This window comes from Metapseudomonas boanensis (genome assembly GCF_018704125.1).
Classification (GTDB): Bacteria; Pseudomonadota; Gammaproteobacteria; order Pseudomonadales; family Pseudomonadaceae; genus Metapseudomonas; species Metapseudomonas boanensis.
The window spans coordinates 451719-474881 of sequence record NZ_JAGTIS010000002.1 but is presented as its reverse complement, the minus strand read 5'-3'; the positions used below and the strand labels follow the sequence as shown (position 1 = coordinate 474881).

The following is a 23163-nucleotide window of genomic DNA, read 5'->3' as shown; positions in this document are numbered from 1 at the left end:
ACTCAAAATGGCCGGAGCCAGCCTGCTGACCCTGATCGATGACATCGCCACGATCCTCGACGATGTCTCGGTAATGACCAAAGTCGCCGCTAAGAAAACGGCCGGCGTGCTGGGCGATGACTTGGCTCTGAACGCCCAGCAGGTCAGCGGGGTGCGTGCCGACCGCGAGCTGCCGGTGGTCTGGGCAGTGGCCAAGGGCTCGCTGGTCAACAAGGCGATCCTGGTGCCGGCGGCTCTGTTGATCAGTGCTTTTGCGCCCTGGGCGGTGATTCCTCTGCTGATGATCGGTGGTGCGTTTCTCTGCTTCGAGGGTTTCGAGAAGCTGGCGCATAAGTGGCTGCACAGCGCGGAGGAGGATGAAAGCGCCCACGCCGCGCTGACCGAGGCCCTGGCCGATCCGCAGGTGGATATGGTGGCCATGGAGAAGGACAAGGTGAAGGGCGCGATCCGCACCGACTTCATCCTCTCGGCCGAAATCATCGTGATTACCCTGGGTACCGTTGCCGATGCGCCGTTCGGTACGCAGGTGGCGGTACTGGCGGGCATTGCCGCGATCATGACGGTCGGCGTCTACGGGCTGGTGGCGGGCATCGTCAAGCTGGATGACCTGGGCTTCTACCTCAGTGGCAAGACCAGTGCAGCAGCGCAGGCCATCGGTCGCGGCATCCTCGCTGCGGCTCCCTGGATGATGAAGGGCTTGTCGGTACTGGGCACTGCGGCGATGTTCCTGGTGGGCGGCAGCATCATCCTGCATGGCATTCCGGCTGCTCATCACCTGCTCGAACCTGTTCTGGCGGCGGCCGGCCCGGTGGCCGGGGTGGTGCAGGTGCTGATCGACGGGCTGGTGGGTGTCCTCGCCGGTGCCCTGGTGCTGGTGGGCGTGAGCCTGGCAAAGAAAGTGGTGTCAGCCGTCAGGGGCTGAGGCTGCACGGGGCCGTAGCGCGGCCCCTCGCGAGTGAATTCGCTCGCACAATCGGTTGTGCTCGTGGAGATAGGTTGGGCGGGGCGGCGTTCTGCTGAGGCACGAAGCTCAACGTGGCGTTGCCAAACCGAGCGATAGTGTTGGGCTTCACGCCGCTCAGTCCAGCGCGGCGTGCACCGATCTACGAGAGCAGAAGGCGGCTCAGTCCTTTGGCTTGAAGGCGCAGTAGCCTGGACGCGGACCGATTTTCGGGTGGTTGCGGCAGGTTTCCGGGCGCTTGTCGTAAACGGTGCAGAGACGAGTCTTGCGATCCAGGAAGTAGCAGTCGTTGTTCGACATCCGGGTGAGGGTGAAGATGCCGGACTTCTGGTTGAAGCGCTCCACCACGCCGTCTTTCATCAAGCGTTTGGCGATGTTCTTCGGCGGCTCACCGCGCTCGAACTCGGCCACCAGCTCCAGGCGGATCAGGTCGCTCAGGCGCACTTCGACCGGCATCTGGCAGCAGCTGGAGACGCACGCATGGCACATGGTCTTTTCGTATCTGATCCAGGTGTCCGTCCGGTCGAGGTCGGCGCCGACGATCATCATGGTTTTCATGGGCGGTGAGCTGAGGAGAAATGGGGGGCGGGCATCATAGCGATGTCGGTGAAAAAGTGAACAGTTTCCCGTCGGCTCATGTGAAATTTCCTGAGAGTGAGAGGCGGGTCTCGGGTTCTGGTGCTGAGCTGTAAGAAGTTTCTGTGTCTGCAATCGAGGCTGTGTTCGTCTGTATAAGGCGAGCAAAGTGCGTCCTCACAGCGGGGACTTGCGCTAGCCGGTAGCGGCTGCGAAGGGATGCAGCCGCCGCGCTCAATCATCCGGGAAATCAGTGCATGCAATGGATATTCATGCTGGTTGGCCTGGCCCTGGGGGCCGGGATCGATGAGGGCTTCAGTGCCGTCCTGCTGGGCGGGCTGCTGGGGCTGGGAATAGGGCAGGCGATCCGCCTGCATGGCCTGGGCAAGGAAAATGCCGAGCTGCGCAAGACGCTGCAGGAGTTCTCCTCTCGTTTTGACAAGGGCACGAAGGCCATCCACGAGCGTTTGCTCAAGGTCGAGCAAGGCATTGCCCCGACTGCCCCAGAGCGTCCGCCAGAAACGACTGCGCAAGCGCCCGCCCCAGCTGCCGAAGGGATGGTAGAGGGCGAGGAGCTGGTTTGGGAGTTGCCGACCGACCTGCTGGACGAGACCGCGCCGCTGCCCCCTGCGCCTGAACCAGCACCAGCACCCGCGATGGCGGCAGCCAGTCCGACGGATGCCTGGGGCCGCGAGGCCACGCCCAAGCCGGCGCGCCAAGCTCCACCCGGCCCGCCGAAACCCCGCGAGCCCTCGCTCATCGAACGTGGTTTTGCCGCCGCCCGCGACTGGCTGTTCGGCGGCAATACGGTTCTGCGTGTCGGCGTGGTGTTGCTGTTCCTCGGCCTGGCTTTCCTGCTGCGCTATGCCACTGAGGGGATGGTGGTGCCAATCGAGTTGCGCTACGCCGGCGTGGCGGGCAGCGCTGTCGTCCTGCTAGGCCTCGGCTGGTGGCTGCGCCTGCGCAATCCCAGCTATGGCCTGATGCTCCAGGGCGCTGGCATCGCGGTGCTCTACCTGACGGTATTCGCGGCAATGCGCCTGCACCCGCTACTGGACCCGGGGGCCGCGTTCGGGCTTCTGGTGGCGGTGACGCTGTTCTCTGCGATTCTTGCCGTGACGCAGAACGCCTTGGGGCTGGCCGCCGCGGCGGCACTGGGCGGATTCGCTGCCCCCATCCTGACCTCCAGCGGCAGTGGCAACCATGTGGCGCTGTTCAGTTACTTCGCCCTGCTCAATTCTGGCATCTTCGCCATTGCCTGGTTCAAGGCCTGGCGCCTGCTCAACCTGATCGGCTTCGTCGGCACCTTCGGTATCGGTTTCGCCTGGGGCCTGCGCAGCTATCGGCCGGAACTGCTCAGCAGCACTGAACCATTCCTGGTGCTGTTCTTCCTGATGTATGTCGCGATCGGCCTGCTCTTTGCCCGACGCAAGTTGCTCGAGGCGCAAGGCGCACCCGAGGCGCGCAATGAGCTGTTGCGCTGGTCGGCACGCCAGGGCGACATGATCGACGGTACGGCCCTGCTCGGCCCACCGATCATCGGCTTTGGCCTGCAGGTGGCGCTGGTTCGCCATCTGGAGCTCGGGGCAGCCTTCAGTGCCTTGACGCTGGGATTGTTCTACCTGTTGCTGGCGCGGGCCCTGGCCGGGCGCACGGCGGGGCGGGCAGTGCTTCTGGTGGAAACCTGCCTGGCGCTGGGCGTGGTGTTCGGCAGCCTGGCGATCCCGCTGGGGCTGGATTCGCGCTGGACGTCCGCAGCCTGGGCGGTGGAAGGGGCGGGCATCTACTGGTTGGGGCTGCGCCAGAGCCGGCCCTTGGCCCGTGTCTTTGCCTTGTTGCTGCAATTTGGCGCGGCCTTGGCGTTCCTCGGCGGTTTGCGGGATGGCGACCTCACCTTGCTCGACGGTTCTCCGCTGGGCGCCCTGATGTTGGGCGCCGCACTGCTGTTCAGCTTCTGGCAACTGCGCCAGGCCCCTGAAGATGCCTCCCGCGATTGGGAGCGCAGCGGTTTGCCGGTGCTGGCCTGTGCGGGGCTGGCCTTCGTCTACCTGATCGCACCGTTGATCTTCGCGGTGGAGGGCACGGCCATCGCCTGGGGCCTGGCCGGCCTGGCCACGCTCTGGGTGGGCCTGCGCCTGCAGGCGCGGAGCTTCCTGTTCAGTGCCTTCGCCGTGCAGTTGCTGGGTGGTGTGCTGTTCCTCCTCGATCTGGACGGCGCGAGCTTGGGCAGCGGCGCCACGCCTGGCTGGCGGGGGCTGATGGTGGCCTCGCTGATCGGACTGGGACTGATCGGCGGGATGCTGCTGGCGGCGCGGGACGAGCAGGTCCGTGCGGACGCCCGGCTGCTGCGCGCGTTGTCCCTCGTGCTGTTGGCGGGCCTGGCGTTCGTCAATCTGGCAGTACTGTTCGTTCTGCCGTGGCGTACCGCGGCTGCGGTATGGGGTGGCAGCGGCCTGTTGATTCTCTGGCTCAGCCTGCACCTGCAACAGCGGGCCAGTTTCGTCTTCGGTCTGTTCTTGCAGGTGCTGGCCGGCATCAGCTTCCTGGCCGTGAGCCCGCTGCTTTTCGGCGGGCTGAGCGCGGAGGGCTTGCGACCGCTGGCCCATGCCGGGTTCTGGACGCCGGCAGTGCTGGCCATTGCGGCCTTGGTCGGTGCGTGGCGTTTGCAACGTGCAGCGCGTGACGATGCAGCCATGGGTAACCTGAGCCTGGAACACCTGGCCCAGCTCCTGTTGGTCTGGGGCAGCGGTTGGTGGGCGGTAACCTTGCTGACCGAGATCGGTCGCTTTGCCGAGCCTGCGCAACAGGTGCCGCTGGTGCTGCTGTTGGCCGCCGTCAGTGTTGCCTTCGCTACGTGGCTGGCGCGGCGTGAGCAGTGGCGGGCCTTGGCATTGCTTTGCCTGTTGCTGGCGCCGGCCGGTTTTCTGGGGCTGTGGTTGGCCTGGCACCCGCAGTATCACCCGGCCGCTGACCTGGGGTGGGCGGGGTGGGGCGCCTTGTTTGCTGCGCACCTGCTGGCATTGCGCAGGCTTGACCCGCTGCTGCCCGAAGGGGCGCGCAGTGCCGCCCATGTGCTCGGCTGCTGGTTGGTCCTGGGCGTGCTGGCTCTGGAACTGCGTTACCTGCTGATGCTGCTCGCCGAGCAATACAATGCCTGGCGCTGGCTGGGTTGGGCGCTGTTGCCCAGTGCCTGGCTATTGTTGATGACCCTGCGGCTGAAGCTGCCATGGCCAGTGGCCGCCTTCCCGCGCGAATATCGCCTATGGGCTTCACTGCCGCTGGCCCTGCTGATGCTGGTCTGGTTCTGGACTGCCAATGCCTGGAGCGACGGCGCCACCGATCCGCTGCCGTATCTGCCGCTGCTCAACCCTCTTGAACTGGGTTTGCTGTTCGCCTTGGTCAGCGTGTGCCTGTGGTTGCGTGAGGTGCTGCCGCAGTTCGACACGGTCGCTCTGCCTGGATGGCTGGTTCCGGTCGTCGCGGGCGCTTCGTTGTTCGTTCTGGCGACGGCGGCAGTATTCCGCAGCGCCCATCATTGGGGCGGCGTGCCCTATGACCTGCAGGTACAACTCGACTCCATGCTGGTGCAGGCCGGGCTGTCGATTGTCTGGACCTGTATCGCCCTCGGCCTGATGGTCGGTGGGCACCTGCGTGGCCGGCGTGAGCTCTGGCTGGTGGGCGCAGGGCTGATCGCGGTGGTGGTGGCCAAGTTGTTCTTCGTCGAACTGGGCAACCGGGGCGGCCTGGAGCGCATCGTGTCTTTCATTGGCGTCGGCGTCCTGTTGCTGGTCGTCGGCTATTTCGCGCCCCTGCCACCCAGGCGCGCTGATTCTGAACAGGAGCAGGTCCACGCATGATCGGTCTTTCCTGCCTGCGTAATGCCCTTGCCCTGCTAGCCGGCCTGGGGATGTTGGGCCAATCGTCGCTCGCAGCCGACCGGCTGGAGGATTTCGCCAGTCGCGTTGAGCTGAAGGTGGCCGGCGAAGGGCCGTGGTACCGCCTGGAATTGCCCATGGCGCTGCATTTCACCGCGGCACATGCCGATCTTCGCGATCTGCGGGTGTTCAACGCTGAGGGCGAGGCTCTGGCCTATGCCCTCACCCGCAGCAGCGCCTACGAGCGGCGCTCCCGTCAGGAGCACAGGCTGCGCGCCTTTCCGCTGCGTGGCCTGGCCGACGACGGAATGACCGTGCCAAGCGTGCGGATTGAGCGCAGCACCACGGGGACCCTGGTGCAGGTAGTGCCAGACGCTGCGGTGCCGAAGGGTGACTTGCTGCGTGGCTGGTTGCTGGACACCAGCGGCATTCAGTTACCGCTGGAGAAGCTGAGCCTGGACTGGAACGGCGGTGCGGAGGGCTTTCAGCGCTTCTCGATCGAGGCCAGCGATGACCTGCAGCACTGGACCTCCTGGGGGGAGGGGCAGGTGGCCCGGTTGAGCTACGCCGACGAGCGCATCGACCAGCAGGAGGTGACCCTTCCTGGTCGCCCGGCACGCTACCTGCGCCTGCTCTGGGTCAGCCCGACGCAGGCTCCGGAGCTGTCCGAGGTCCGCGTGACCAGCGCCAGCCGCGAGCATCTTCCTGCGGCGATGGCCTGGTCGGCGGCGCTGGAGCCGCTCAGCGCCAAGGACAACGAATACCTCTGGGAGCTGCCCCTGGGGCTGTCCATCGAGCGTCTGCGCATTCCCATCGACCGGCCAGGTAGCTTGTTGCCGGTCCGGCTGCAGGCGCGTCGGGACGGTTCGCCGAATTGGCAACCGCTTGCTTCCGGGCTGCTCTACCGCCTGCCTGAAGGTGGCAGGGAGGTAGTGCGGGACGAGTTGGAGCTGCCGGGTTGGATGCCGGTCAAGCAGCTGCGTCTGAGCGTAGACCCGCGCGCCGGTGGCTTCGGTCAGCAGATTCCACGCCTGGAGGTCGGTATGCAGGCCACGCACGTAGTGTTCCTCGCCCGAGGTACGCCGCCCTTCATCCTGGCTTTGGGCAATCCGTCAGCGGCCCGCGTCGAATTGCCGCTGGCGACGCTGGTACCGGGGTTTGAGGAGCGTCGCCTGGCGACGATGGCGCGTGCGGAACTGGTGGGCGAGCCGGCCTTGGGAGACCACGCTGTGCCGGGCGGCGAGCCTGCTGGGGGACTCGTCTGGAAGCGCATCGGGCTTTGGGCAGTGTTGCTGCTGGGTGTGGGTCTCCTGGCCGCGATGGCTTACAGCCTGTTGCGTCGTCCTACGAGCAAGGCCTGAAAAAGACCACAGGCCGATGGCGGTGGGAATAGCGTTTTGATGTATCTTTAGCCAGTCATTTTCGGGTCGCTGTACGTGACTCTTGCCTCCAGGTCAGAATGGCCGGTGCTAATCCATAACGAGCGGTATCACACCTCCCGACCACCGGCCCCTGCCATCCGCAGCAGGACCGGCGCGGTTCAGTCCACCTCATGGGGGCGATTATGAACGCCTGCCTGGCCAGTGACTGGTTCATGGGGGGACCGGTTGTTTTCACCGCCCTGGTTGGGCTCGGGGTGATGCTCATGGCCCTCTGGGTCAGCCGCCAGCGTTATTTCCCCGGCCGCGAAATCTTCATCGTCCTGCACCTTGGCATCCTCTGGTGGCTGACCGCCGCGGGGCTGGAGCTGGCCGCACAGGCTCCGGACTGCAAAGTATTCTGGGCCAGCATGGCCTGGCCGGGAATCGTCGGCGTACCTACGTTCTGGGCTGTCTTCCTTTGGCAGTACGTCAACAGCATCCGCGAGCCGCTGAGTCTGCGCGGTTACCTGGCGCTGACCATCGCCCCGCTGCTGGCTTCGTGCCTGGCCTTGAGCAATCCCTGGCACCAGCTCTTCTACGGGCCCGGTACCATGCCGGTGGACGGCGCGCCCGGATCGCCCATTCGTTACGACCATGGCCTGCTGTTCAACATCGTGGCGGTCTATGTCTATGTCTTCATGCTCTTTTGCCTGGCCGTGGTGACGCGCGCCGCGCTGGCAAGCCAGGGTTTGCACCGCCGGCATTACTTGGCCTTCGTGCTGGTCACCTGCGTGCCCTGGGTCGCCAACTTTGCTTATGTCGGCTATGGCTGGACGCTGTTCGGCTTTGACCCGACGCCCTTCAGCTTCGCGTTCACGCTGGTGGCCTTTGCCTTCCTGATCCTGGGCGTGCGGCTCTTCGACCTGTTGCCGGTGGCCCGTCATCTGTTGCTGGAGGAACTGCCGGACCCCGTGCTGGTGATCGATCCCCGGCAACGGGTGATCGACGCTAACCCGGCCGCCCTCGAACTGGCGGGCTTGTGCTCGGAGTGGCAAGGCCGGCCCCTGGCGGACTGGCCTGTCTATGGCGATGACCTTGCGCTGATGCTGAGGACGCCGGAAAGCGGCAAGGAACAGTTGCTCGCCCTGGCCAGCTCGTCACGTTACTTCGAGGTCCGTTGCCGGGACATCGAGCGTGCCACCCGCAATGGTCCATTCGTCCTCGGGCAGATTCTCTACCTGCGAGATGTCAGCGAGCGGCATTGCAGCGAACTCAAGTTGGCGGAGGCCCTGGCCACCAGCGAGGAACGTCTGCGCACCATTACCAGGCTACACGAACAGATGCAGGAGCAGGCCCTGTGCGATCCGCTTACCGGGCTCTACAACCGGCGGTACCTCAACGACTTCTTCAGTCGCGAGTTGGCTCGTAGCCAGCGCGAGCAGACGCCTATCGCCCTGGCGCTGATCGACCTCGACCATTTCAAGCAGCTCAACGACCGCTACGGGCACCTGGTGGGCGATGACGTGCTCAAGGCCGTTGCCGGTCATCTGTCGCACAACCTGCGCAGCAGCGATGCAGTGTTTCGCATCGGCGGCGAGGAGTTTCTGCTGATCCTGCCGGGAGCGACGGGTGATGAAGCCTATGCGCGGCTCGATGGACTTTGCGGTAGCCTGGCTGGCTCACCACTGCCGACGCGCGATGGTCCTGTTTCGGTAACCCTGTCCGCCGGCATGGCGGTATGGCCGACCCAGGGGCAGGCGCTGGAAGAATTGATGCAGGTCGCTGATGCGGCGCTTTACGAGGCCAAGCGCAACGGTCGCAACCAGGTACGGGGGTGGCCAAGCCTGTCTCTGCGGTGCGCTGAACCCAGCGCGCCCGCAAGCGTCAGATAAAGGCGGGCGTCCCACGGCGTTCGCCCATGATTCAACCGAACTTCGCGCCTTCCATCTCGGTGTGAGGCATTGCAACCCGAGTCGCGCTAAAATGCGCGCATTTTTAACCCTCCGGAGTTTTCCATGTCCCGCGTTACCCTCAGTCGCTACCTGATCGAGCAGACCCGAAGCCACAACACCCCTGCCGATCTGCGCTTCCTCATCGAGGTTGTCGCGCGTGCGTGCAAGGAAATCAGCCACGCGGTGTCCAAGGGCGCCCTGGGTGGCGTGCTTGGCAGCATGGGCACCGAGAACGTGCAGGGCGAAGTGCAGAAGAAGCTGGACGTGATGTCCAACGAAATCCTGCTGGAAGCGAACGAGTGGGGCGGCCACCTGGCCGGCATGGCCTCCGAGGAAATGGACGACGCCTACCAGATTCCCGGCAAGTACCCGAAAGGTGCCTACCTGCTGGTGTTCGACCCGCTGGATGGCTCCTCCAACATCGACGTCAACGTATCGGTGGGTACCATCTTCTCGGTGCTGCGCTGCCCCGACCAATACCTGAGCCAGAACGACAGCCTCAACGAGCAGGCCTTCCTGCAGCCGGGCACCAAGCAGGTTGCGGCTGGCTATGCGATCTACGGCCCGCAGACCATGCTGATGCTGACCCTGGGCGACGGCGTGAAGGGCTTCACCCTGGACCGTGAACTGGGCAGCTTTGTGCTCACCCACGACAACATCCGCGTGCCGGAAAACACCGCAGAGTTCGCCATCAACATGTCCAACCAGCGCCACTGGGAAGCCCCGGTACAGCGCTATGTGAGCGAGCTGCTGGCTGGCAAGGAAGGCCCGTTGGGCAAGAACTACAACATGCGCTGGATCGCCTCCATGGTGGCCGATGTACACCGCATTCTCACCCGTGGTGGCCTGTTCATGTACCCGTGGGACGCCCGCGAGCCGGAGAAGCCCGGCAAGCTGCGCCTGATGTACGAAGCCAACCCGATGTCCTTCATCATTGAGCAGGCTGGCGGCGCATCCACCGATGGTCGTCAGCGCATTCTCGATATCCAACCAAGCTCGCTGCACCAGCGCGTGCCGGTGTTCCTTGGCTCCAAGGAAGAAGTAGAGCGCGTTACCGGTTACCACCAGGAGTAAATCATGCAGCCCTGGCAGCCGTTGATCGACTGGTGGTTTGGCCCTCCGGCCAGCGCCAATGCGACGGCAGCGGCCCGCCAGGGCTTGTGGTTCGGTAAGCAGGACAGCCAGGACAATGAAGCCCGCCAGCGCTTCGGCAGCCTGGTCGAAGCGGCACTGGAGGGTGGGCTAGGTGGCTGGCTCGAAGAGCCGGAGGGCTGGCTGGCGGTGCTGCTGCTGCTGGACCAGCTGCCGCGCATGATCTTCCGTGACACCCCGCGAGCCTTCGCCGGCGATGCCCGTGCCCAGTTGTTGGTGGCCGATGGCCTGGCGCGTGGTCGTGAGCAGCAGCTGGCACCGATCCAGCAAGTATTCATCCTCCTGGTGCTGGAGCACGCCGAAGACCTGGCCAGTCAGGAGAGCGCCATGTATCGCTTCGACCACTTGCTCGCGCGGGCTGATGAGTCCGAGCGCAGGCTGTTCGAAGGCTTCGTCGACTTTGCCGAGCGGCACCGGCAAGTGATCGCTCGCTTTGGCCGCTACCCCCACCGCAACGCTATTCTTGGGCGTCCTTCAACCGCAGAAGAAATCGCGTTCCTGCAGGAACCCGGCTCACGCTTCTGAGCTCAAATGGGCAACCGCGCGACGGCTGTGCCAAGCTTGTCGCGTCTACTCGCCCAGGAGCCCTACATGTCGCTGCGAACCGTTGCCCTGCTCACTTGCTGCCTGGCGCTGGCGGCCTGCAACAAGCTCAACCAGGAGAATTACTCCAAGCTCAAGACCGGGATGACCAAGGCCGAGGTCGAGATGCTGCTCGGCAGCCCCACAGAGTGCGCCGGAGCCGTGGGCTTCAGCAGCTGTACCTGGGGCGACCAGAACACTTTCATCAGCGTGCAGTATGCCGGCGACAAGGTGCTGATTTTCTCCGGCAAAGGACTCAAATGAGACCCTTGACCACCTTGCTCGCAGCCTTGCTGCTGGCGGGCTGTGCCAGCAGCGGAGAAGGTCCGGTGCCTCCCCGCACTGTGGGGATGGTGGACCTGCAGCGCTATCAGGGTACCTGGTACGAACTGGCCCGCCTGCCGATGTACTTCCAGCGCAAGTGCGTGCAGTCCGAGGCACATTACAGTCTGCAGGATGATGGCAGTGTGGGGGTTCTCAACCGCTGTCGTACCACCGGGGGGGACTGGATCCAAGTCAATGGCCGTGCCATACCTCAGGTCGAGGGGCGCACTGACAAGCTGTGGGTGCGCTTCGACAACTGGATCACACGACTCTTCCCGGGCATCGCCAAGGGCAACTACTGGGTGCTCTACCTGGATGACGGCTATCGCACGGCCCTTGTTGGAAATCCGAATCGGGAATACCTCTGGCTGCTTTCGCGCACTCCGGTGGTGTCCCAGAAGACCCGTGAGCAGCTGTTGGAGGTGGCTCAGGGGCAGGGCTACGACACTGACCTGTTGATCTGGCGTACCCCGGACAGCGCCTTCTCGTCCGTCCCCTCTCCCTGACGAGGGGAGTTGGTCCGTGCGGGGAGTGTTGCTTCACTCAGCTTCGCGCTGAGCCGGCCGGCGGGCTGGAGTACGTCAGTCGTGTCTCACCCCTCTCCTCTTCAGGGAGAGGGGTGTGGGGATGTTGACCCAGGTCTCGGAGCTCTAGCCCAACACCGCTCGCAAGACCTCCGCAAAGGCCCGCGCGGTTTGCTCTTCTGCCGGATGGCGGCCATCGCGCACCACCCATTGACCGGCCACCATCACATCGCGGACCTGACGGTCGCCGCCGGCGAACAGCCAGCGGTTGAGCAGTGCGTCGCCTTCGGCAGTGGCGAGATAAGGGTCATTGCCGTCCAGCACCAGCCAGTCCGCACGCTTGCCGACCTCAAGTGCACCAACCGGTTGTCCCAGGGCCTGGGCGCCACCGGCGAGGGCTGCATCGAAAAGGGTGCGGCCGACCTGTGGCTGGTCGGTCCGGTAGAGACGGTTGCGACGCTGGTCGCGCAGGCGCTGGCCGTACTCCAGCCAGCGCAATTCCTCGACCACGCTCACGGAGACATGGCTGTCGGAGCCGATGCCGAGGCGGCCACCCTGAGCGAGGAAGTCCACCGCCGGGAAGATGCCATCGCCCAGATTGGCTTCCGTGGTCAGGCACAGGCCTGCGATTGCGCCGCTGCCGGCCATGGCGGCGACTTCGCTTGCCTGCGCATGGGTTGCATGCACCAGGCACCAGCGCTCGTCCACCGGGGCATGCTCGTACAGCCACTGCAGGGGGCGCAGGCCGCTCCAGGCCAGGCAGTCATCGACTTCCTTCTGTTGCTCGGCGATGTGGATGTGGATCGGGCAATCGCCCTTGTCGGCGGCCAGTACGCTGGCGATCTGCTCCGGGGTCACCGCGCGCAGGGAATGGAAGCACAGGCCGAGTCGCTGGTTGGCTCGTCGCTGCAGTTCACCGCGCAGGCGTTCCTGCAGCGCCAGGTAGCTGTCGGTGCTGTGGATAAAGCGGCGTTGGCCGTCGTTCGGTGCCTGACCGCCGAAGCCTGCATGGCTGTAGAGCACCGGCAGCAAGGTCAGTCCGATGCCTGCGTCGGTCGCGGCCTGGCTGACACGCAGCGACAATTCGGCTGGGTCGGTGTAATGGCGACCGTCGACATCATGGTGCACGTAGTGGAACTCGGCGACGCTGGTGTAGCCGGCCTTGAGCATCTCTATGTAGAGCTGCCGGGCGATGACCTCGACCTGTTCGGGCGACAAGCGACCGACCAACCGATACATCAGGTCGCGCCAGGTCCAGAAGCTGTCATTGGGGTTTCCAGCCACTTCGGCCAGGCCCGCCATGGCGCGCTGGAAGGCATGGGAGTGGAGGTTGGGCATGCCGGCAAGCACCGGGCCTTGCAGGCGCTCGGCAGCCTCGGCGGAGGCGTCTGTCTCGATCTTTTCGAGCAGGCCGGCAGGGGAAACCGCGAAGCGGACGTTGCGGGCCCAGCCTTGAGGCAGCAGGGCGCGTTCAGCGAAGAATGCAGACATGGAGGGTGACCCTGGCGGGGTTGTTATTTGTATATACATATACAGACGTTTGTGGCTGGCGTAAACTCACGTTAGTCGCACACTTGTCTGGAGTTGTCGAATCCGGTACATGCCGGGGGCGGGCTCGATGTTCCGAGCAGCGCCTGATTTCCGAGCCTTGCCCCTTCCGACCAGGAGATATCCGTGCCCAGTTCGCCGAATGCGCCCACTTCGCTGGCCGCCCGCATGGGGGAAACCCCCGCGCCGCTCTATGCCCGCGTAAAGCAGATGATCAGCCAGCAAATCCAGAGCGGCACCTGGCCGCCCCACTACCGCGTGCCCTCGGAAAGCGAACTGGTCAATGAGCTGGGCTTCAGCCGCATGACCATCAACCGCGCCCTGCGTGAGCTGACCGCCGAGGGCCTGCTGGTGCGCATGCAGGGTGTTGGAACCTTCGTCGCCGAGCCCAAAGGCCAGGCAGCGCTGTTCGAAGTGCACAACATCGCCGAGGAAATTGCCCAACGCGGTCACCGCCATAGCTGTGAGGTGGTCAGCCTGACCGAGGAGAAGGCGGGCCCGGAGCATGCGCTGGCATTAGGCGTGCGGGAAGGGCAGCGGGTGTTCCATTCGCGCATCGTGCATTTCGAGAACGAGGTGCCGGTGCAGATCGAAGACCGCTTCGTCAATGCCGCCGTGGCCCCGGACTATCTGAAACAGGACTTCACCCAGCAGACCCCGTACGTCTACCTGTCGCAGGTGGCGCCGATCACCGAGGGCGAGCACGTGGTGGAGGCCATTCTGGCCGATGCCGAGGAGTGCAAGCTACTGCATATCGAGCGCGGCCAGCCCTGCCTATTGATTCGTCGGCGCACCTGGTCCGGCCGCAACACGGTGACCAGCGCACGCCTGCTCTACCCCGGTACCCGTTATCGCCTAGAAGGACGTTTTGGTTCATGACCGCTACTCGCTTGCTGCACGCCGCCGACTACCCCTCCATGCCGTGGAAGAACGGTGCTGGTTCGACTCAGGAAATAACCCGAGACACCGGTTCCGGCCTGGACGGCTTTGGTTGGCGCTTGTCCATCGCCGATGTTGGCGAGTCGGGCGGGTTCTCGGCGTTCGACGGCTACCAGCGAGTGATCACCGTACTGGAAGGCAAGGGCATGCGGCTGACGGTTGACGGGCAGCAGTCCCGTGACCTGACCGTGCTGGATGCCTTTGCCTTCGACGGGGCCAGCGCAGTGCAGTGCGAATTGATCGATGGCCCGATTCGCGACTTCAATCTGATCTACGCCCCGGAGCGCTACCACGCGCGGTTGCAGTGGCTGACCGTGAAGGGCGAGGTTGGGCTGTTCAGCAGTGCCAGCACCATGCTGGTGTTCTGTGCCGAGGGTGGGCTTGCAGCAGAGCTGGAGGGTGCCAACTGCGGCGAACTGGGCCGGCATGATTGCCTGCATATCGAGACCTCCGGCCATCTCGCTGAATTGCGACTGCGTGCAAATTCCGCGTCCTGTTGCCTGATCGAGCTGACACCGCGCTAGCAGGGGCTGGCTGCTTTCTGTGGGGCGAATGAACTGGCTCTGTCCCAGTTAAGTGTTGTCACTGGCTGGCTCCCTTGTAGGAGCCAGCTTGCTGGCGAACGGGCTCATTTCGCGAGCAAGAACTCGGCGTCCCCCTCGCTCCTAAAGGGCTCTCAGGCCGACCGTTGATGGCTAGCAACAGCTAACGCCGACATAGCCAATTCATTCACCAAACAGACCGCAGGCCTGCCGGAATGCCCAAGGGGCGCTTCGCGTCCCTTTGCGAATGAATTCGCACGCACAAGAGCCTGGCCAACGGCGAGCCAGGCAGGATCGCGGTGGGCGGTCTACAACTCATTTATCGCCCGCCACGCCCTTCGGAGCCACGCATGCCCTGTCGAAGCGCTCTTGCCGCTCTGCTTGTCAGCCTTGTCCTCCCACTTGCCGCACAAGCGGACGAATGTCCCTATCCACAGCCCGTGATCCTGGCGGGGCTCAACTGGGAAAGCGGCATGTTCACCACCGAAGTTCTGCGTTACCTGCTGGAGCGGGGTTATGGCTGCAAGACCGACGTGCTGCCCGGCAACACCCTGGCCATGGAGAATGCCTTGCGGCAGAACGATGTGCAGGTGATTGCCGAACAGTGGGCCGGGCGTAGCGAGTTGTGGCGCAAAGCCGAGGCGGCAGGGGAGGTTTTTGCCGTTGGCGAGCCGGTCAAGGGGGCGACTGAAGGTTGGTGGGTGCCGGAATATCTGGTGAAAGGCGAGGGTGCGCCAGCGGCGGGGCTGCGTTCGGTCAGCGACCTGCCACGCTTCAAGACGCTGTTTCGTGACCCGGAGGAAGACGACAAGGGGCGTTTCTACAACTGTCCCACCGGCTGGACCTGCGAAGGCGTCAACAGCCAGAAGCTCAAGGCCTACGGTCTCGAAGACAGCTACGTGAACTTCCGCACCGGTACTGGCCCGGCCCTGGACGCGGCCATCACCTCGGCGATCCGCCAACGCCAGCCGATCCTCTTCTACTACTGGTCACCCACGCCGCTGATGGGGCGCTATCCCCTGGTTCAGTTGGAGGAACCGCCCTTCGACCAGAAGGCCTGGGAGACGCTGATTGACCCGAACAACCCGAAGCCGATAGGCAGCCGATCGCTGCCGGCGAAGATTTCCATCGGCGTTTCACGCGATCTGCGCGAGCGTGCGCCGCAGTTGGTCGAAGCTTTCGGCAAGATGGAGATTCCCTTGTCGCTGTTCAACCGCATCCTCGCGGAAATGGCCGAGCAACGCAGCGAGGCCCGGATCGTGAGCGAGACCTTCTACCGTGAGCATCGGGACATCTGGTCACGCTGGGTGCCGGAGCCGGTTGCCCAGCGCATCGATGCCTCGCTGCGCTGAGTGGTCTATTCCCCTAGGCCCGGTGTCGTCACCAGGGCCTATCCTTTGAAACATTGCCACCTCCGTTTTGCCGGAGGTGGCATGACGCCATCTGCTGGCCGGGTGGCAGGAGGTGCACCTAACCAGCGGAGCCACTGCGCATGTTCCCCGAACGCCTCACCTTCTCCATCGCCCATTGGGTCAATGCCTGGGTGGATGCCCTGGTGACCCAGCATGGCATGGCCTTTCGGCGTTTTTCCGATAGCCTGCTCTGGGCCGTCGTCCAGCTCGAGGGGCTGCTCCGGGCCACGCCTTGGTGGCTGGTGCTGCTGGTGGTCGCCGCCTTGGCCTGGCACGCCACACGTCGTGTCCTGCCAGCATTGCTGATCGTTGGTCTGCTGTTCCTGGTCGGCGTCATGGGGCTGTGGGACAAGCTGATGCAGACCTTGGCGCTGATGCTGGTGGCGACGGCGATCGCCGTGGTGATCGGCATTCCCCTGGGCGTGCTGGCGGGGCGTAGCGATCGCGTGCGGACCATGCTGTTACCGCTGCTGGATGTGATGCAGACCCTGCCGAGCTTCGTGTATCTGATTCCGGTGCTGATGCTGTTTGGTCTTGGCAAGGTGCCGGCGATCTTTGCCACCGTGATCTACGCTGTGCCGCCGCTGATCCGGCTCACCGACCTGGGGATCCGCCAGGTCGACCGCGAGGTGATGGAGGCGGCCAATGCCTTCGGTGCCAGCCGCTGGCAGCAACTGTTCGGTGTGCAGCTGCCGCTGGCCCTGCCGAGCATCATGGCTGGGCTCAACCAGACGATCATGATGGCCCTGTCGATGGTGGTGGTCGCCTCGATGATCGGCGCCCGTGGCCTGGGTGAAGAAGTGCTCGTGGGCATCCAGACACTCAATGTCGGCAAGGGGCTGGAGGCCGGCCTGGCCATCGTCATCCTCGCTGTGGCGATCGATCGCATCACCCAGGCCTATGGCCGGCCGGAACGGGTAGTCGATCCATGACAGACCAGTCCCCCGACAAGATCGTCCTGCAAGGTGTGAGCAAGGTCTTCGGCGAGCGCCCAGAAGCAGCATTGGCGCTGCTGGACCAGGGACACAGCAAGACGGAGGTGCTGGAGGCCACGGGATGCGTGGTTGGGGTCCAGGACTTGTCGCTGTCGATTGGCGCCGGTGAGCGCTTCGTCGTCATGGGACTTTCAGGCTCCGGTAAATCAACGTTGGTCCGTCATCTCAATCGCCTGATCGAACCCAGCAGCGGCAGCATATTCGTCGATGGTGAGGACATTCTCGGCTACGATCGGGAGGCCTTGCGGCATTATCGCCAGCACCGTGTAAGCATGGTTTTCCAGAGCTTTGGCCTGCTGCCCCATCGAAGCGTGCTGGACAACATCGCCTATGGCTTGGAAGTGCGGGGTGAGCCGCGCACACGGCGCCTGGAGTGTGCCCGCGACTGGCTCGGCCGTGTCGGCCTGGAGGGTTATGACCAGGCCCGCCCGCAGCAGCTTTCCGGCGGCATGCGCCAACGCGTCGGCCTGGCCCGCGCGCTGGCGACCGATACCGACATCCTGCTAATGGATGAGGCCTTCAGCGCCCTGGATCCGCTGATTCGCGCGGACATGCAGGAACAACTGCTGGCCCTGCACCAGGGACTACGCAAGACCATCGTCTTCATCACCCACGACCTCGACGAAGCGCTGCTGATCGGGCAGCGCATCGCCATCCTTCGCGATGGCCGGCTGGTCCAGGTCGGTCGGCCCGACGAGATTCTCGAACAGCCGGCCGACGAGTATGTCGAACGCTTCGTTCGGCGCCGTCGGGCCACACTTCAGAACACGGCTCCAGCAACGACTGGTCGGGAGGCATGAGATGGAACAACCCGGGCCCAACGGCTGTTGCGAATGACTCGACTCGGACAGGAGAGCGACTGTGGATAACGTACTGAGCTTCAACCGTGGGCACGTGCCGCTGCTGATCAGCATGCCGCATCCCGGAACCGTCCTCACACCGGCCGTCGAGGCGGGCCTGGTGGAGGCGGGCTGGGACTTGACGGACACCGACTGGCATATTCCGCGCCTCTACGACTTCGCTCTCGACCTTGGGGCCAGCACCCTGGCGGCGCAGTATTCGCGTTACGTCATTGACCTCAATCGCCCGCCGGATGACTCACCGCTCTATGCCACGGCCTCCACAGGCCTGTATCCGGCGACGCTGTTCGACGGTTCGGCGCTGTTTCGTGAAGGGGAGGAGCCGAGCGCCGCCGAGCGTGCGCGCTACCTGGCAGAAATCTGGACTCCCTATCACCAGGCGCTTGCCGACGAGCTGGCGCGAATAAAGGCTGAGTTCGGCTACGCGCTGCTGTTCGACGCCCACTCGATCCGCTCCTTCATCCCGCGCCTGTTCGACGGACGCCTGCCGGATTTCAACCTGGGTACGAACGAAGGCCTGAGCTGCGACCTGAGTCTTGGCGAGAAACTGATGACTGTTTGTGTTGCCGCGCAGGATTACAGCCACGTGCTCAACGGCCGCTTCAAGGGCGGCTACATCACCCGCCACTACGGCCAGCCGGCGCAGGACATCCACGCCGTCCAGTTGGAGTTGGCGCAGTGCACTTACATGGACGAGCAAGTGCCGTTCGATTATCGCGAGGATCTCGCCGTGCCGACCCAGACCGTGCTGCGCCAGATGCTATTGGCGATGCTCGACTGGGGGCGGGAGCGGTATGGGCGTTGAGTGGGGGAGTCCCGGACTGAAGTCCGGGTTCAACGCTCAGCGTTGTAAGCCGAGATGACGGATGACGACCTCAGGCTGCGCCAGCCGCTCCCAGACATCCTCCAGCAATTCGGCGGGGTAGAAGGGCAGGGATGCCAGTTCCGCCTGGCTGACCCAGGCCAGCTCGCGTATCTCAAACTCGTCACCGCCCAGGCCCGTGAGGTTGGCCAGGCTGAGTTCACCGCGCCAGGCATCGATGCGGTAGAACAGTTCCATGTGGAAGCGGCCCATCGCCGGCTCGGCGAATTCGCGAACGTAGACCAGCGGGCCGACTTCCACCACGAGCCCGGTTTCCTCACGGAACTCGCGACGGACCGTGTCGCGGGTCGACTCGTCGCTTTGCGACTCGAAGCCACCACCCGGCGGAATCCAGTAGGTGTCATCGCCGACTACGTGCTTGACCAGCAGGATGCGTCCCTGCTCGACCAGCAGCCCGGCAGCGCGGATACGGTGCTGCAGCGGGGCGCTCATTGCCTGACCTGCCGTGATGCGAACATCCTTGCCGACATGCTCAAATTTCCCCGTTATGATTTCCGACAGGAGCGCGAGCATACGCCTAAGGCGGCCGTGCGTGCATATTTCGGGAGCCCACCATGCAGACGCTGTATCCGGAGATCAAACCCTACGCCCGCCACGAACTGGCAGTAGACGAACCGCACGTACTCTATGTGGATGAAAGCGGCTCGCCGGATGGATTGCCAGTGGTGTTCATCCACGGCGGTCCGGGTGCCGGCTGCGATGCCCTGAGTCGTCGTTTCTTCGATCCCAATCGTTACCGCATCGTCACCTTCGACCAGCGTGGTTGTGGGCGCTCGATACCCCATGCCAGCCTGGAGAAGAACACGACCTGGGACCTGGTGGCGGACCTCGAGCGCATTCGCCAGCACCTGGGGATCGACAAGTGGGTGCTGTTCGGCGGCTCCTGGGGATCCACCTTGTCGCTGGCCTACGCGCAGACTCATCCGGATCGGGTTCTGGCGCTGATCCTGCGGGGCATCTTCCTGTGTCGCCCGGAGGACTTTCGCTGGTTCTACCAGGAAGGCTGCAGCCGGTTGTTCCCCGACTACTGGGAGGACTACCTGGCACCGATCCCGGAGGAGGAGCACGGCGACCTGATGCACGCATTTCACAAGCGCCTCACCGGCCCGGACCAGATCGCCCAGATGCATGCCGCCAAGGCCTGGTCCACCTGGGAAGGCCGCACCGCCACCTTGCGCCCCAGCGCCCAGGTGGTGGACCGTTTCAGCGAACCGATGCGCGCCCTGTCCATTGCACGCATCGAGTGCCACTACTTCGTCAACAACGCCTTCCTCGAGCCCAACCAGTTATTGCGCGACATGCACAAGATCGCCCACTTGCCGGGCGTGATCGTGCACGGCCGCTATGACTCCATTTGCCCGCTGGACAACGCCTGGGCCCTGCACAAAGTATGGCCGAACAGCGAGCTGCAGATCGTCCGCGATGCCGGCCACGCCGCTTCCGAAGCGGGCATCACCGATGCCCTGGTGCGTGCGGCGAACCAGATCGCTTGCCGTCTCCTGAAGCTGCCACCGGAGGAGGACGCCTGATGAAGGCGCTGCTGCAACGGGTCAGTGGTGCGCGAGTCGAGGTGGACGGCGAGATCGTCGGCTCCATCGATCAGGGCTTGTTGGTGCTGGTCGGCGTCGAACCGCAGGACACCCAGGCCAGCGCCGACAAGCTGCTGCACAAACTGCTCAACTACCGGGTGTTCAGTGATGCCGAGGGCAAGATGAACCTGTCCGTCGGCGCTGTAGGCGGAGGCCTGCTGCTTGTTTCCCAGTTCACTCTGGCCGCGGATACCAGCAGCGGCCTGCGACCGAGCTTCTCCAGCGCCGCGCCGCCGGAGCAGGGCGAGGTGCTGTTCGACTATCTGTTGCAACAGGCACGGCTCAAGCACCCACAGGTGGCCTCCGGGCGCTTCGGCGCCAACATGCAGGTGCACCTGGTCAACGACGGGCCAGTGACCTTCCTCCTGCAAGTTTGACCTGACGCAGCACCTGCACGTTCTCGACTCGCCATCCACTCACGGGGCGGTTAGCATGCGCGCCATGCCCCGCCAGCCGTGGGCCGCCACAAGAACAACGAGCTGCCAAATTAGGAGAAAGAATGAAAAAGTTTCTCGCGTCCCTGCTGTTTTCCGCTTGTGCCCTGACCGGCTTGGCCCACGCCGGCGTCGTCGACGATGCGGTCAAGCGCGGCACTTTGCGGGTCGGCATGGACCCCACCTACATGCCCTTCGAGATGACCAACAAGCGCGGTGAGATCATCGGTTTCGAAGTCGACCTGCTGAAGGCCATGGCCAAGTCGATGGGCGTGAAGCTGGAGCTGGTGTCCACCAGCTACGACGGCATCATTCCGGCGCTGCTGACCGACAAGTTCGACATGATCGGCTCCGGCATGACCCTGACCCAGGAGCGCAACCTGCGCATCAACTTCTCCGAGCCCTTCATCGTGGTCGGCCAGACCCTGCTGATCCGCAAGGAGCTGCAAGGCAAGATCAAGTCCTACAAGGACCTCAACGACGCCCAGTACCGCATCACCTCGAAGATTGGCACCACCGGCGAAATGGTCGCCAAGAAACTGATCGCCAAGGCCCAGTACCACGGCTTCGACAACGAGCAGGAAGCGGTGATGGACGTGGTCAACGGCAAGGCGGACGCCTTCATCTACGACGCGCCCTACAACGTGGTGGCGGTGAACAAGGCCGGCGCCGGCAAGCTGGTGTTCCTCGAAGAGCCCTTCACCTACGAGCCCCTGGCCTTCGGCCTGAAGAAGGGTGACTACGACAGCCTCAACTGGATCAACAACTACCTGCACCAGATCAAGCAGGACGGTACCTACGATCGCATCCATGCCAAGTGGTTCAAGAAGACCGACTGGCTGAAGGAAATGGAATAAACGCAGCGGCAGTTTCCAGGCTGCAAGCTGCAACTGGCAGGTCCCGGCTCACGAGGCCGGGCCTGCCTTTGTCTTTTATGGCATCGCCATGAGCGAGATTCACCGTGACTAGAAAACATCGTCGTAACTGGCCTTGGCATGTCCTGACCGGAGTGATCCTGGTGGTCATGGCCTACAGCCTCTGGTACTCCACTTCGTTGATCTCCTATGAGTGGCGCTGGAACCGAGTCCCTCAATATTTCGCTTACCAGGCCGAAGTGGCGCAGCGCGCCGCTGAATACGGCACGGTAACGGAGGTCGCCGAGGACGGCGACACAGCGCAGGTGACGCTCACCGCCGAGGGCGGCGAGGAGCAGGTGCTGAGAGTCGCTCGCGACAGCGTGCAGGTGACCCGAGGTGACGACATTTCCGAGGGCGATGTGGTGGGTGTCACCCGCCATTGGACAGCCGGCCCGCTGCTCTGGGGCCTCTGGACCACCCTGTGGATATCGGTCGTGTCGGGGGCTTTCGGCCTGGCCATCGGTCTGTTCACCGGCCTCTGCCGGCTCTCCAATAATCCCACCCTGCGTGACCTGTCCACCGTCTATGTCGAATTGGTGCGCGGGACACCGCTGCTGGTGCAGATCTTCATTTTCTACTTCTTCATCGGCACGGTGCTGAACCTGTCCCGCGAGTTCGCCGGGGTGGCGGCGCTGGCACTGTTCACCGGCGCCTACGTCGGTGAGATCGTCCGCGCCGGCGTGCAGTCCATCGCCCGTGGGCAGAACGAGGCCGCACGGTCCCTGGGTCTCACCGCCGGGCAGTCCATGCGCCATGTGATCCTGCCGCAGGCGTTCAAGCGCGTGCTGCCGCCGCTGGCCGGGCAGTTCATCAGCCTGGTCAAGGACACCTCGCTGGTCTCGGTGATCGCCATTACCGAACTGACCAAAAGCGGTCGCGAGGCGATCACCACCTCCTTCTCGACCTTCGAGATCTGGTTCTGCGTCGCCGCGCTCTACCTCGTCATCAACCTGCCGCTGTCGCAAATCGCCAGCCGTCTGGAGCGGAGGCTCGGTAAAAGTGATTGAAGTCCGCAACCTGGTGAAAGTTTTCGATGCCCGTGGCCATGAAGTACGCGCTGTGGATAACGTCAGCACCACCGTCAAGCGCGGTGAAGTGGTGGTGGTGATCGGGCCGTCCGGCTCCGGCAAGTCCACCTTCCTGCGCTGCCTGAACGGCCTGGAGGAGCTGGATTCCGGCTCGGTGAGCATCGACGGCGTCGACCTGGCCGACCCGAAGACCGACGTGAACGCCTACCGCCGTGAGGTGGGCATGGTGTTCCAGCACTTCAACCTGTTCCCGCACATGACCGTGCTGGAAAACCTCTGCCTGGCCCAGAAGGTGGTGCGCAAGCGCGGCAAGGCCGAGCGTGAGGACAAGGCCCGCGCGCTGCTGGCCAAGGTCGGCATTGCGCAGAAGGCCAACGAGTACCCCTCGCGCCTCTCTGGCGGCCAGCAGCAGCGCGTGGCCATCGCCCGAGCCCTGTGCATGGAACCGAAGGTGATGCTGTTCGACGAGCCCACCTCGGCGTTGGACCCGGAAATGGTCGGCGAGGTGCTCGACGTGATGAAGGCGCTGGCCGTAGAAGGCATGACCATGGTCTGCGTCACCCACGAAATGGGCTTCGCCCGTGAAGTGGCCGACCGCGTGCTGTTCTTCGACCACGGCAAGCTGCTGGAAGACGCGCCGCCCGCGCAATTCTTCGCCCAGCCCCAAGACCCGCGCGCGCAGAGCTTCCTGCGGCAGGTGCTCTGACGG

Annotated in this window: 22 protein-coding genes; 19 read left to right on the top strand and 3 right to left on the bottom strand. The window is 64.2% G+C overall.

Features of this window, described 5'->3' with window-relative positions; translation table 11 throughout:
- The first annotated feature begins 7 nt into the window (after positions 1-7).
- Positions 8-922 carry a DUF808 domain-containing protein gene (locus tag J7302_RS06215; RefSeq protein ID WP_215371881.1) on the top strand — a complete coding sequence of 305 codons (915 nt, stop codon included), beginning with the start codon at positions 8-10 and terminating at the stop codon, positions 920-922.
- A gap of 201 nt (positions 923-1123) precedes the next feature.
- On the opposite strand, the gene J7302_RS06210 is transcribed toward J7302_RS06215, so the two are convergent.
- The gene (locus tag J7302_RS06210) at positions 1124-1519 is read right to left on the bottom strand and encodes a YkgJ family cysteine cluster protein (protein WP_215371879.1); all 396 of its coding nucleotides are present in this window, start codon (positions 1517-1519) and stop codon (positions 1124-1126) included.
- A 275-nt stretch (positions 1520-1794) separates the two neighbouring features.
- Here J7302_RS06210 and J7302_RS06205 point away from each other — a divergent pair, with 275 nt between their 5' ends.
- From J7302_RS06205 to J7302_RS06175, 7 genes are all read left to right on the top strand, one after another.
- Positions 1795-5394, top strand: coding sequence for a DUF2339 domain-containing protein (locus J7302_RS06205; protein WP_215371877.1), 3600 nt, complete (start codon positions 1795-1797; stop codon positions 5392-5394).
- Complete coding sequence (locus tag J7302_RS06200) at positions 5391-6773, top strand: DUF3999 domain-containing protein (protein WP_215371874.1); 1383 nt, start codon at positions 5391-5393, stop codon at positions 6771-6773. The genes J7302_RS06205 and J7302_RS06200 overlap by 4 nt, the downstream gene beginning before the upstream one ends.
- A gap of 203 nt (positions 6774-6976) precedes the next feature.
- On the top strand, positions 6977-8665 hold the full coding sequence (locus tag J7302_RS06195; protein WP_215371872.1) for a histidine kinase N-terminal 7TM domain-containing diguanylate cyclase: 1689 nt from the start codon (positions 6977-6979) through the stop codon (positions 8663-8665).
- A gap of 123 nt (positions 8666-8788) precedes the next feature.
- On the top strand, positions 8789-9799 hold the full coding sequence (locus tag J7302_RS06190; protein ID WP_215371869.1) for a class 1 fructose-bisphosphatase: 1011 nt from the start codon (positions 8789-8791) through the stop codon (positions 9797-9799).
- Positions 9800-10402: a DUF924 family protein gene (locus J7302_RS06185; RefSeq protein WP_215372467.1), complete on the top strand. Its 603-nt coding sequence runs from the start codon at positions 9800-9802 to the stop codon at positions 10400-10402.
- Positions 10403-10468: 66 nt separating this feature from the next.
- A complete protein-coding gene (gene bamE, locus J7302_RS06180; RefSeq protein WP_215371867.1) occupies positions 10469-10723 on the top strand; it encodes an outer membrane protein assembly factor BamE domain-containing protein in 255 nt (84 codons plus the stop codon).
- The gene (locus tag J7302_RS06175) at positions 10720-11289 is read left to right on the top strand and encodes a lipocalin family protein (protein WP_215371865.1); all 570 of its coding nucleotides are present in this window, start codon (positions 10720-10722) and stop codon (positions 11287-11289) included. The genes bamE and J7302_RS06175 overlap by 4 nt, the downstream gene beginning before the upstream one ends.
- 144 nt (positions 11290-11433) lie before the next feature.
- Here J7302_RS06175 and J7302_RS06170 read toward each other — a convergent pair whose 3' ends face one another.
- On the bottom strand, positions 11434-12798 hold the full coding sequence (locus J7302_RS06170) for a formimidoylglutamate deiminase (RefSeq protein ID WP_215371863.1): 1365 nt from the start codon (positions 12796-12798) through the stop codon (positions 11434-11436).
- A 225-nt stretch (positions 12799-13023) separates the two neighbouring features.
- On the opposite strand from J7302_RS06170, the gene hutC reads away from it, so the two are divergent.
- The 6 genes from hutC to hutG all read left to right on the top strand — a co-directional run bounded on the left by hutC (position 13024) and on the right by hutG (position 18408).
- Complete coding sequence (gene hutC / locus J7302_RS06165) at positions 13024-13734, top strand: histidine utilization repressor (RefSeq protein ID WP_251701929.1); 711 nt, start codon at positions 13024-13026, stop codon at positions 13732-13734.
- On the top strand, positions 13731-14318 hold the full coding sequence (locus J7302_RS06160; RefSeq protein WP_215371858.1) for a HutD/Ves family protein: 588 nt from the start codon (positions 13731-13733) through the stop codon (positions 14316-14318). Before hutC ends, J7302_RS06160 begins: the two co-directional genes overlap by 4 nt.
- Positions 14319-14686: 368 nt before the next feature.
- Positions 14687-15688 carry an ABC transporter substrate-binding protein gene (locus tag J7302_RS06155; protein ID WP_215371856.1) on the top strand — a complete coding sequence of 334 codons (1002 nt, stop codon included), beginning with the start codon at positions 14687-14689 and terminating at the stop codon, positions 15686-15688.
- Positions 15689-15828: 140 nt separating this feature from the next.
- Positions 15829-16680, top strand: coding sequence for an ABC transporter permease (locus J7302_RS06150; RefSeq protein ID WP_215371854.1), 852 nt, complete (start codon positions 15829-15831; stop codon positions 16678-16680).
- Positions 16677-17543: a quaternary amine ABC transporter ATP-binding protein gene (locus J7302_RS06145; protein WP_215371851.1), complete on the top strand. Its 867-nt coding sequence runs from the start codon at positions 16677-16679 to the stop codon at positions 17541-17543. The genes J7302_RS06150 and J7302_RS06145 overlap by 4 nt, the downstream gene beginning before the upstream one ends.
- A 61-nt stretch (positions 17544-17604) precedes the next feature.
- Complete coding sequence (gene hutG, locus J7302_RS06140; protein ID WP_215371847.1) at positions 17605-18408, top strand: N-formylglutamate deformylase; 804 nt, start codon at positions 17605-17607, stop codon at positions 18406-18408.
- 36 nt (positions 18409-18444) lie between these two features.
- On the opposite strand, the gene J7302_RS06135 is transcribed toward hutG, so the two are convergent.
- Positions 18445-18918, bottom strand: coding sequence for an NUDIX domain-containing protein (locus tag J7302_RS06135; protein WP_215371844.1), 474 nt, complete (start codon positions 18916-18918; stop codon positions 18445-18447).
- A gap of 122 nt (positions 18919-19040) precedes the next feature.
- Here J7302_RS06135 and pip point away from each other — a divergent pair, with 122 nt between their 5' ends.
- The 5 genes from pip (at position 19041) to J7302_RS06110 (ending at position 23160) form a co-directional block, all read left to right on the top strand.
- On the top strand, positions 19041-20015 hold the full coding sequence (gene pip / locus J7302_RS06130) for a prolyl aminopeptidase (protein WP_215371841.1): 975 nt from the start codon (positions 19041-19043) through the stop codon (positions 20013-20015).
- Entirely contained in the window at positions 20015-20452 is a 438-nt protein-coding gene (gene dtd / locus J7302_RS06125) for a D-aminoacyl-tRNA deacylase (RefSeq protein ID WP_215371838.1), read from the top strand. Before pip ends, dtd begins: the two co-directional genes overlap by 1 nt.
- 122 nt (positions 20453-20574) lie before the next feature.
- A complete protein-coding gene (locus tag J7302_RS06120) occupies positions 20575-21366 on the top strand; it encodes a transporter substrate-binding domain-containing protein (RefSeq protein ID WP_215371834.1) in 792 nt (263 codons plus the stop codon).
- 104 nt (positions 21367-21470) lie between these two features.
- Complete coding sequence (locus J7302_RS06115; RefSeq protein ID WP_215371830.1) at positions 21471-22433, top strand: amino acid ABC transporter permease; 963 nt, start codon at positions 21471-21473, stop codon at positions 22431-22433.
- Positions 22426-23160, top strand: a complete 735-nt coding sequence (locus J7302_RS06110; protein ID WP_215371827.1) for an amino acid ABC transporter ATP-binding protein — start codon at positions 22426-22428, stop codon at positions 23158-23160. The genes J7302_RS06115 and J7302_RS06110 overlap by 8 nt, the downstream gene beginning before the upstream one ends.
- Positions 23161-23163 lie beyond the last annotated feature (3 nt).

Coding starts and splice junctions, on each gene's coding strand:
- J7302_RS06215 (WP_215371881.1), top strand. CDS start 8: ATGGCCGGAGCCAGCCTGCTGACCCTGATCGATGACATCGCCACGATC.
- J7302_RS06210 (WP_215371879.1), bottom strand. CDS start 1,519: ATGAAAACCATGATGATCGTCGGCGCCGACCTCGACCGGACGGACACC.
- J7302_RS06205 (WP_215371877.1), top strand. CDS start 1,795: ATGCAATGGATATTCATGCTGGTTGGCCTGGCCCTGGGGGCCGGGATC.
- J7302_RS06200 (WP_215371874.1), top strand. CDS start 5,391: ATGATCGGTCTTTCCTGCCTGCGTAATGCCCTTGCCCTGCTAGCCGGC.
- J7302_RS06195 (WP_215371872.1), top strand. CDS start 6,977: ATGAACGCCTGCCTGGCCAGTGACTGGTTCATGGGGGGACCGGTTGTT.
- J7302_RS06190 (WP_215371869.1), top strand. CDS start 8,789: ATGTCCCGCGTTACCCTCAGTCGCTACCTGATCGAGCAGACCCGAAGC.
- bamE (WP_215371867.1), top strand. CDS start 10,469: ATGTCGCTGCGAACCGTTGCCCTGCTCACTTGCTGCCTGGCGCTGGCG.
- J7302_RS06175 (WP_215371865.1), top strand. CDS start 10,720: ATGAGACCCTTGACCACCTTGCTCGCAGCCTTGCTGCTGGCGGGCTGT.
- J7302_RS06170 (WP_215371863.1), bottom strand. CDS start 12,798: ATGTCTGCATTCTTCGCTGAACGCGCCCTGCTGCCTCAAGGCTGGGCC.
- hutC (WP_251701929.1), top strand. CDS start 13,024: ATGGGGGAAACCCCCGCGCCGCTCTATGCCCGCGTAAAGCAGATGATC.
- J7302_RS06160 (WP_215371858.1), top strand. CDS start 13,731: ATGACCGCTACTCGCTTGCTGCACGCCGCCGACTACCCCTCCATGCCG.
- J7302_RS06155 (WP_215371856.1), top strand. CDS start 14,687: ATGCCCTGTCGAAGCGCTCTTGCCGCTCTGCTTGTCAGCCTTGTCCTC.
- J7302_RS06150 (WP_215371854.1), top strand. CDS start 15,829: ATGTTCCCCGAACGCCTCACCTTCTCCATCGCCCATTGGGTCAATGCC.
- J7302_RS06145 (WP_215371851.1), top strand. CDS start 16,677: ATGACAGACCAGTCCCCCGACAAGATCGTCCTGCAAGGTGTGAGCAAG.
- J7302_RS06135 (WP_215371844.1), bottom strand. CDS start 18,918: ATGAGCGCCCCGCTGCAGCACCGTATCCGCGCTGCCGGGCTGCTGGTC.
- pip (WP_215371841.1), top strand. CDS start 19,041: ATGCAGACGCTGTATCCGGAGATCAAACCCTACGCCCGCCACGAACTG.
- dtd (WP_215371838.1), top strand. CDS start 20,015: ATGAAGGCGCTGCTGCAACGGGTCAGTGGTGCGCGAGTCGAGGTGGAC.
- J7302_RS06120 (WP_215371834.1), top strand. CDS start 20,575: ATGAAAAAGTTTCTCGCGTCCCTGCTGTTTTCCGCTTGTGCCCTGACC.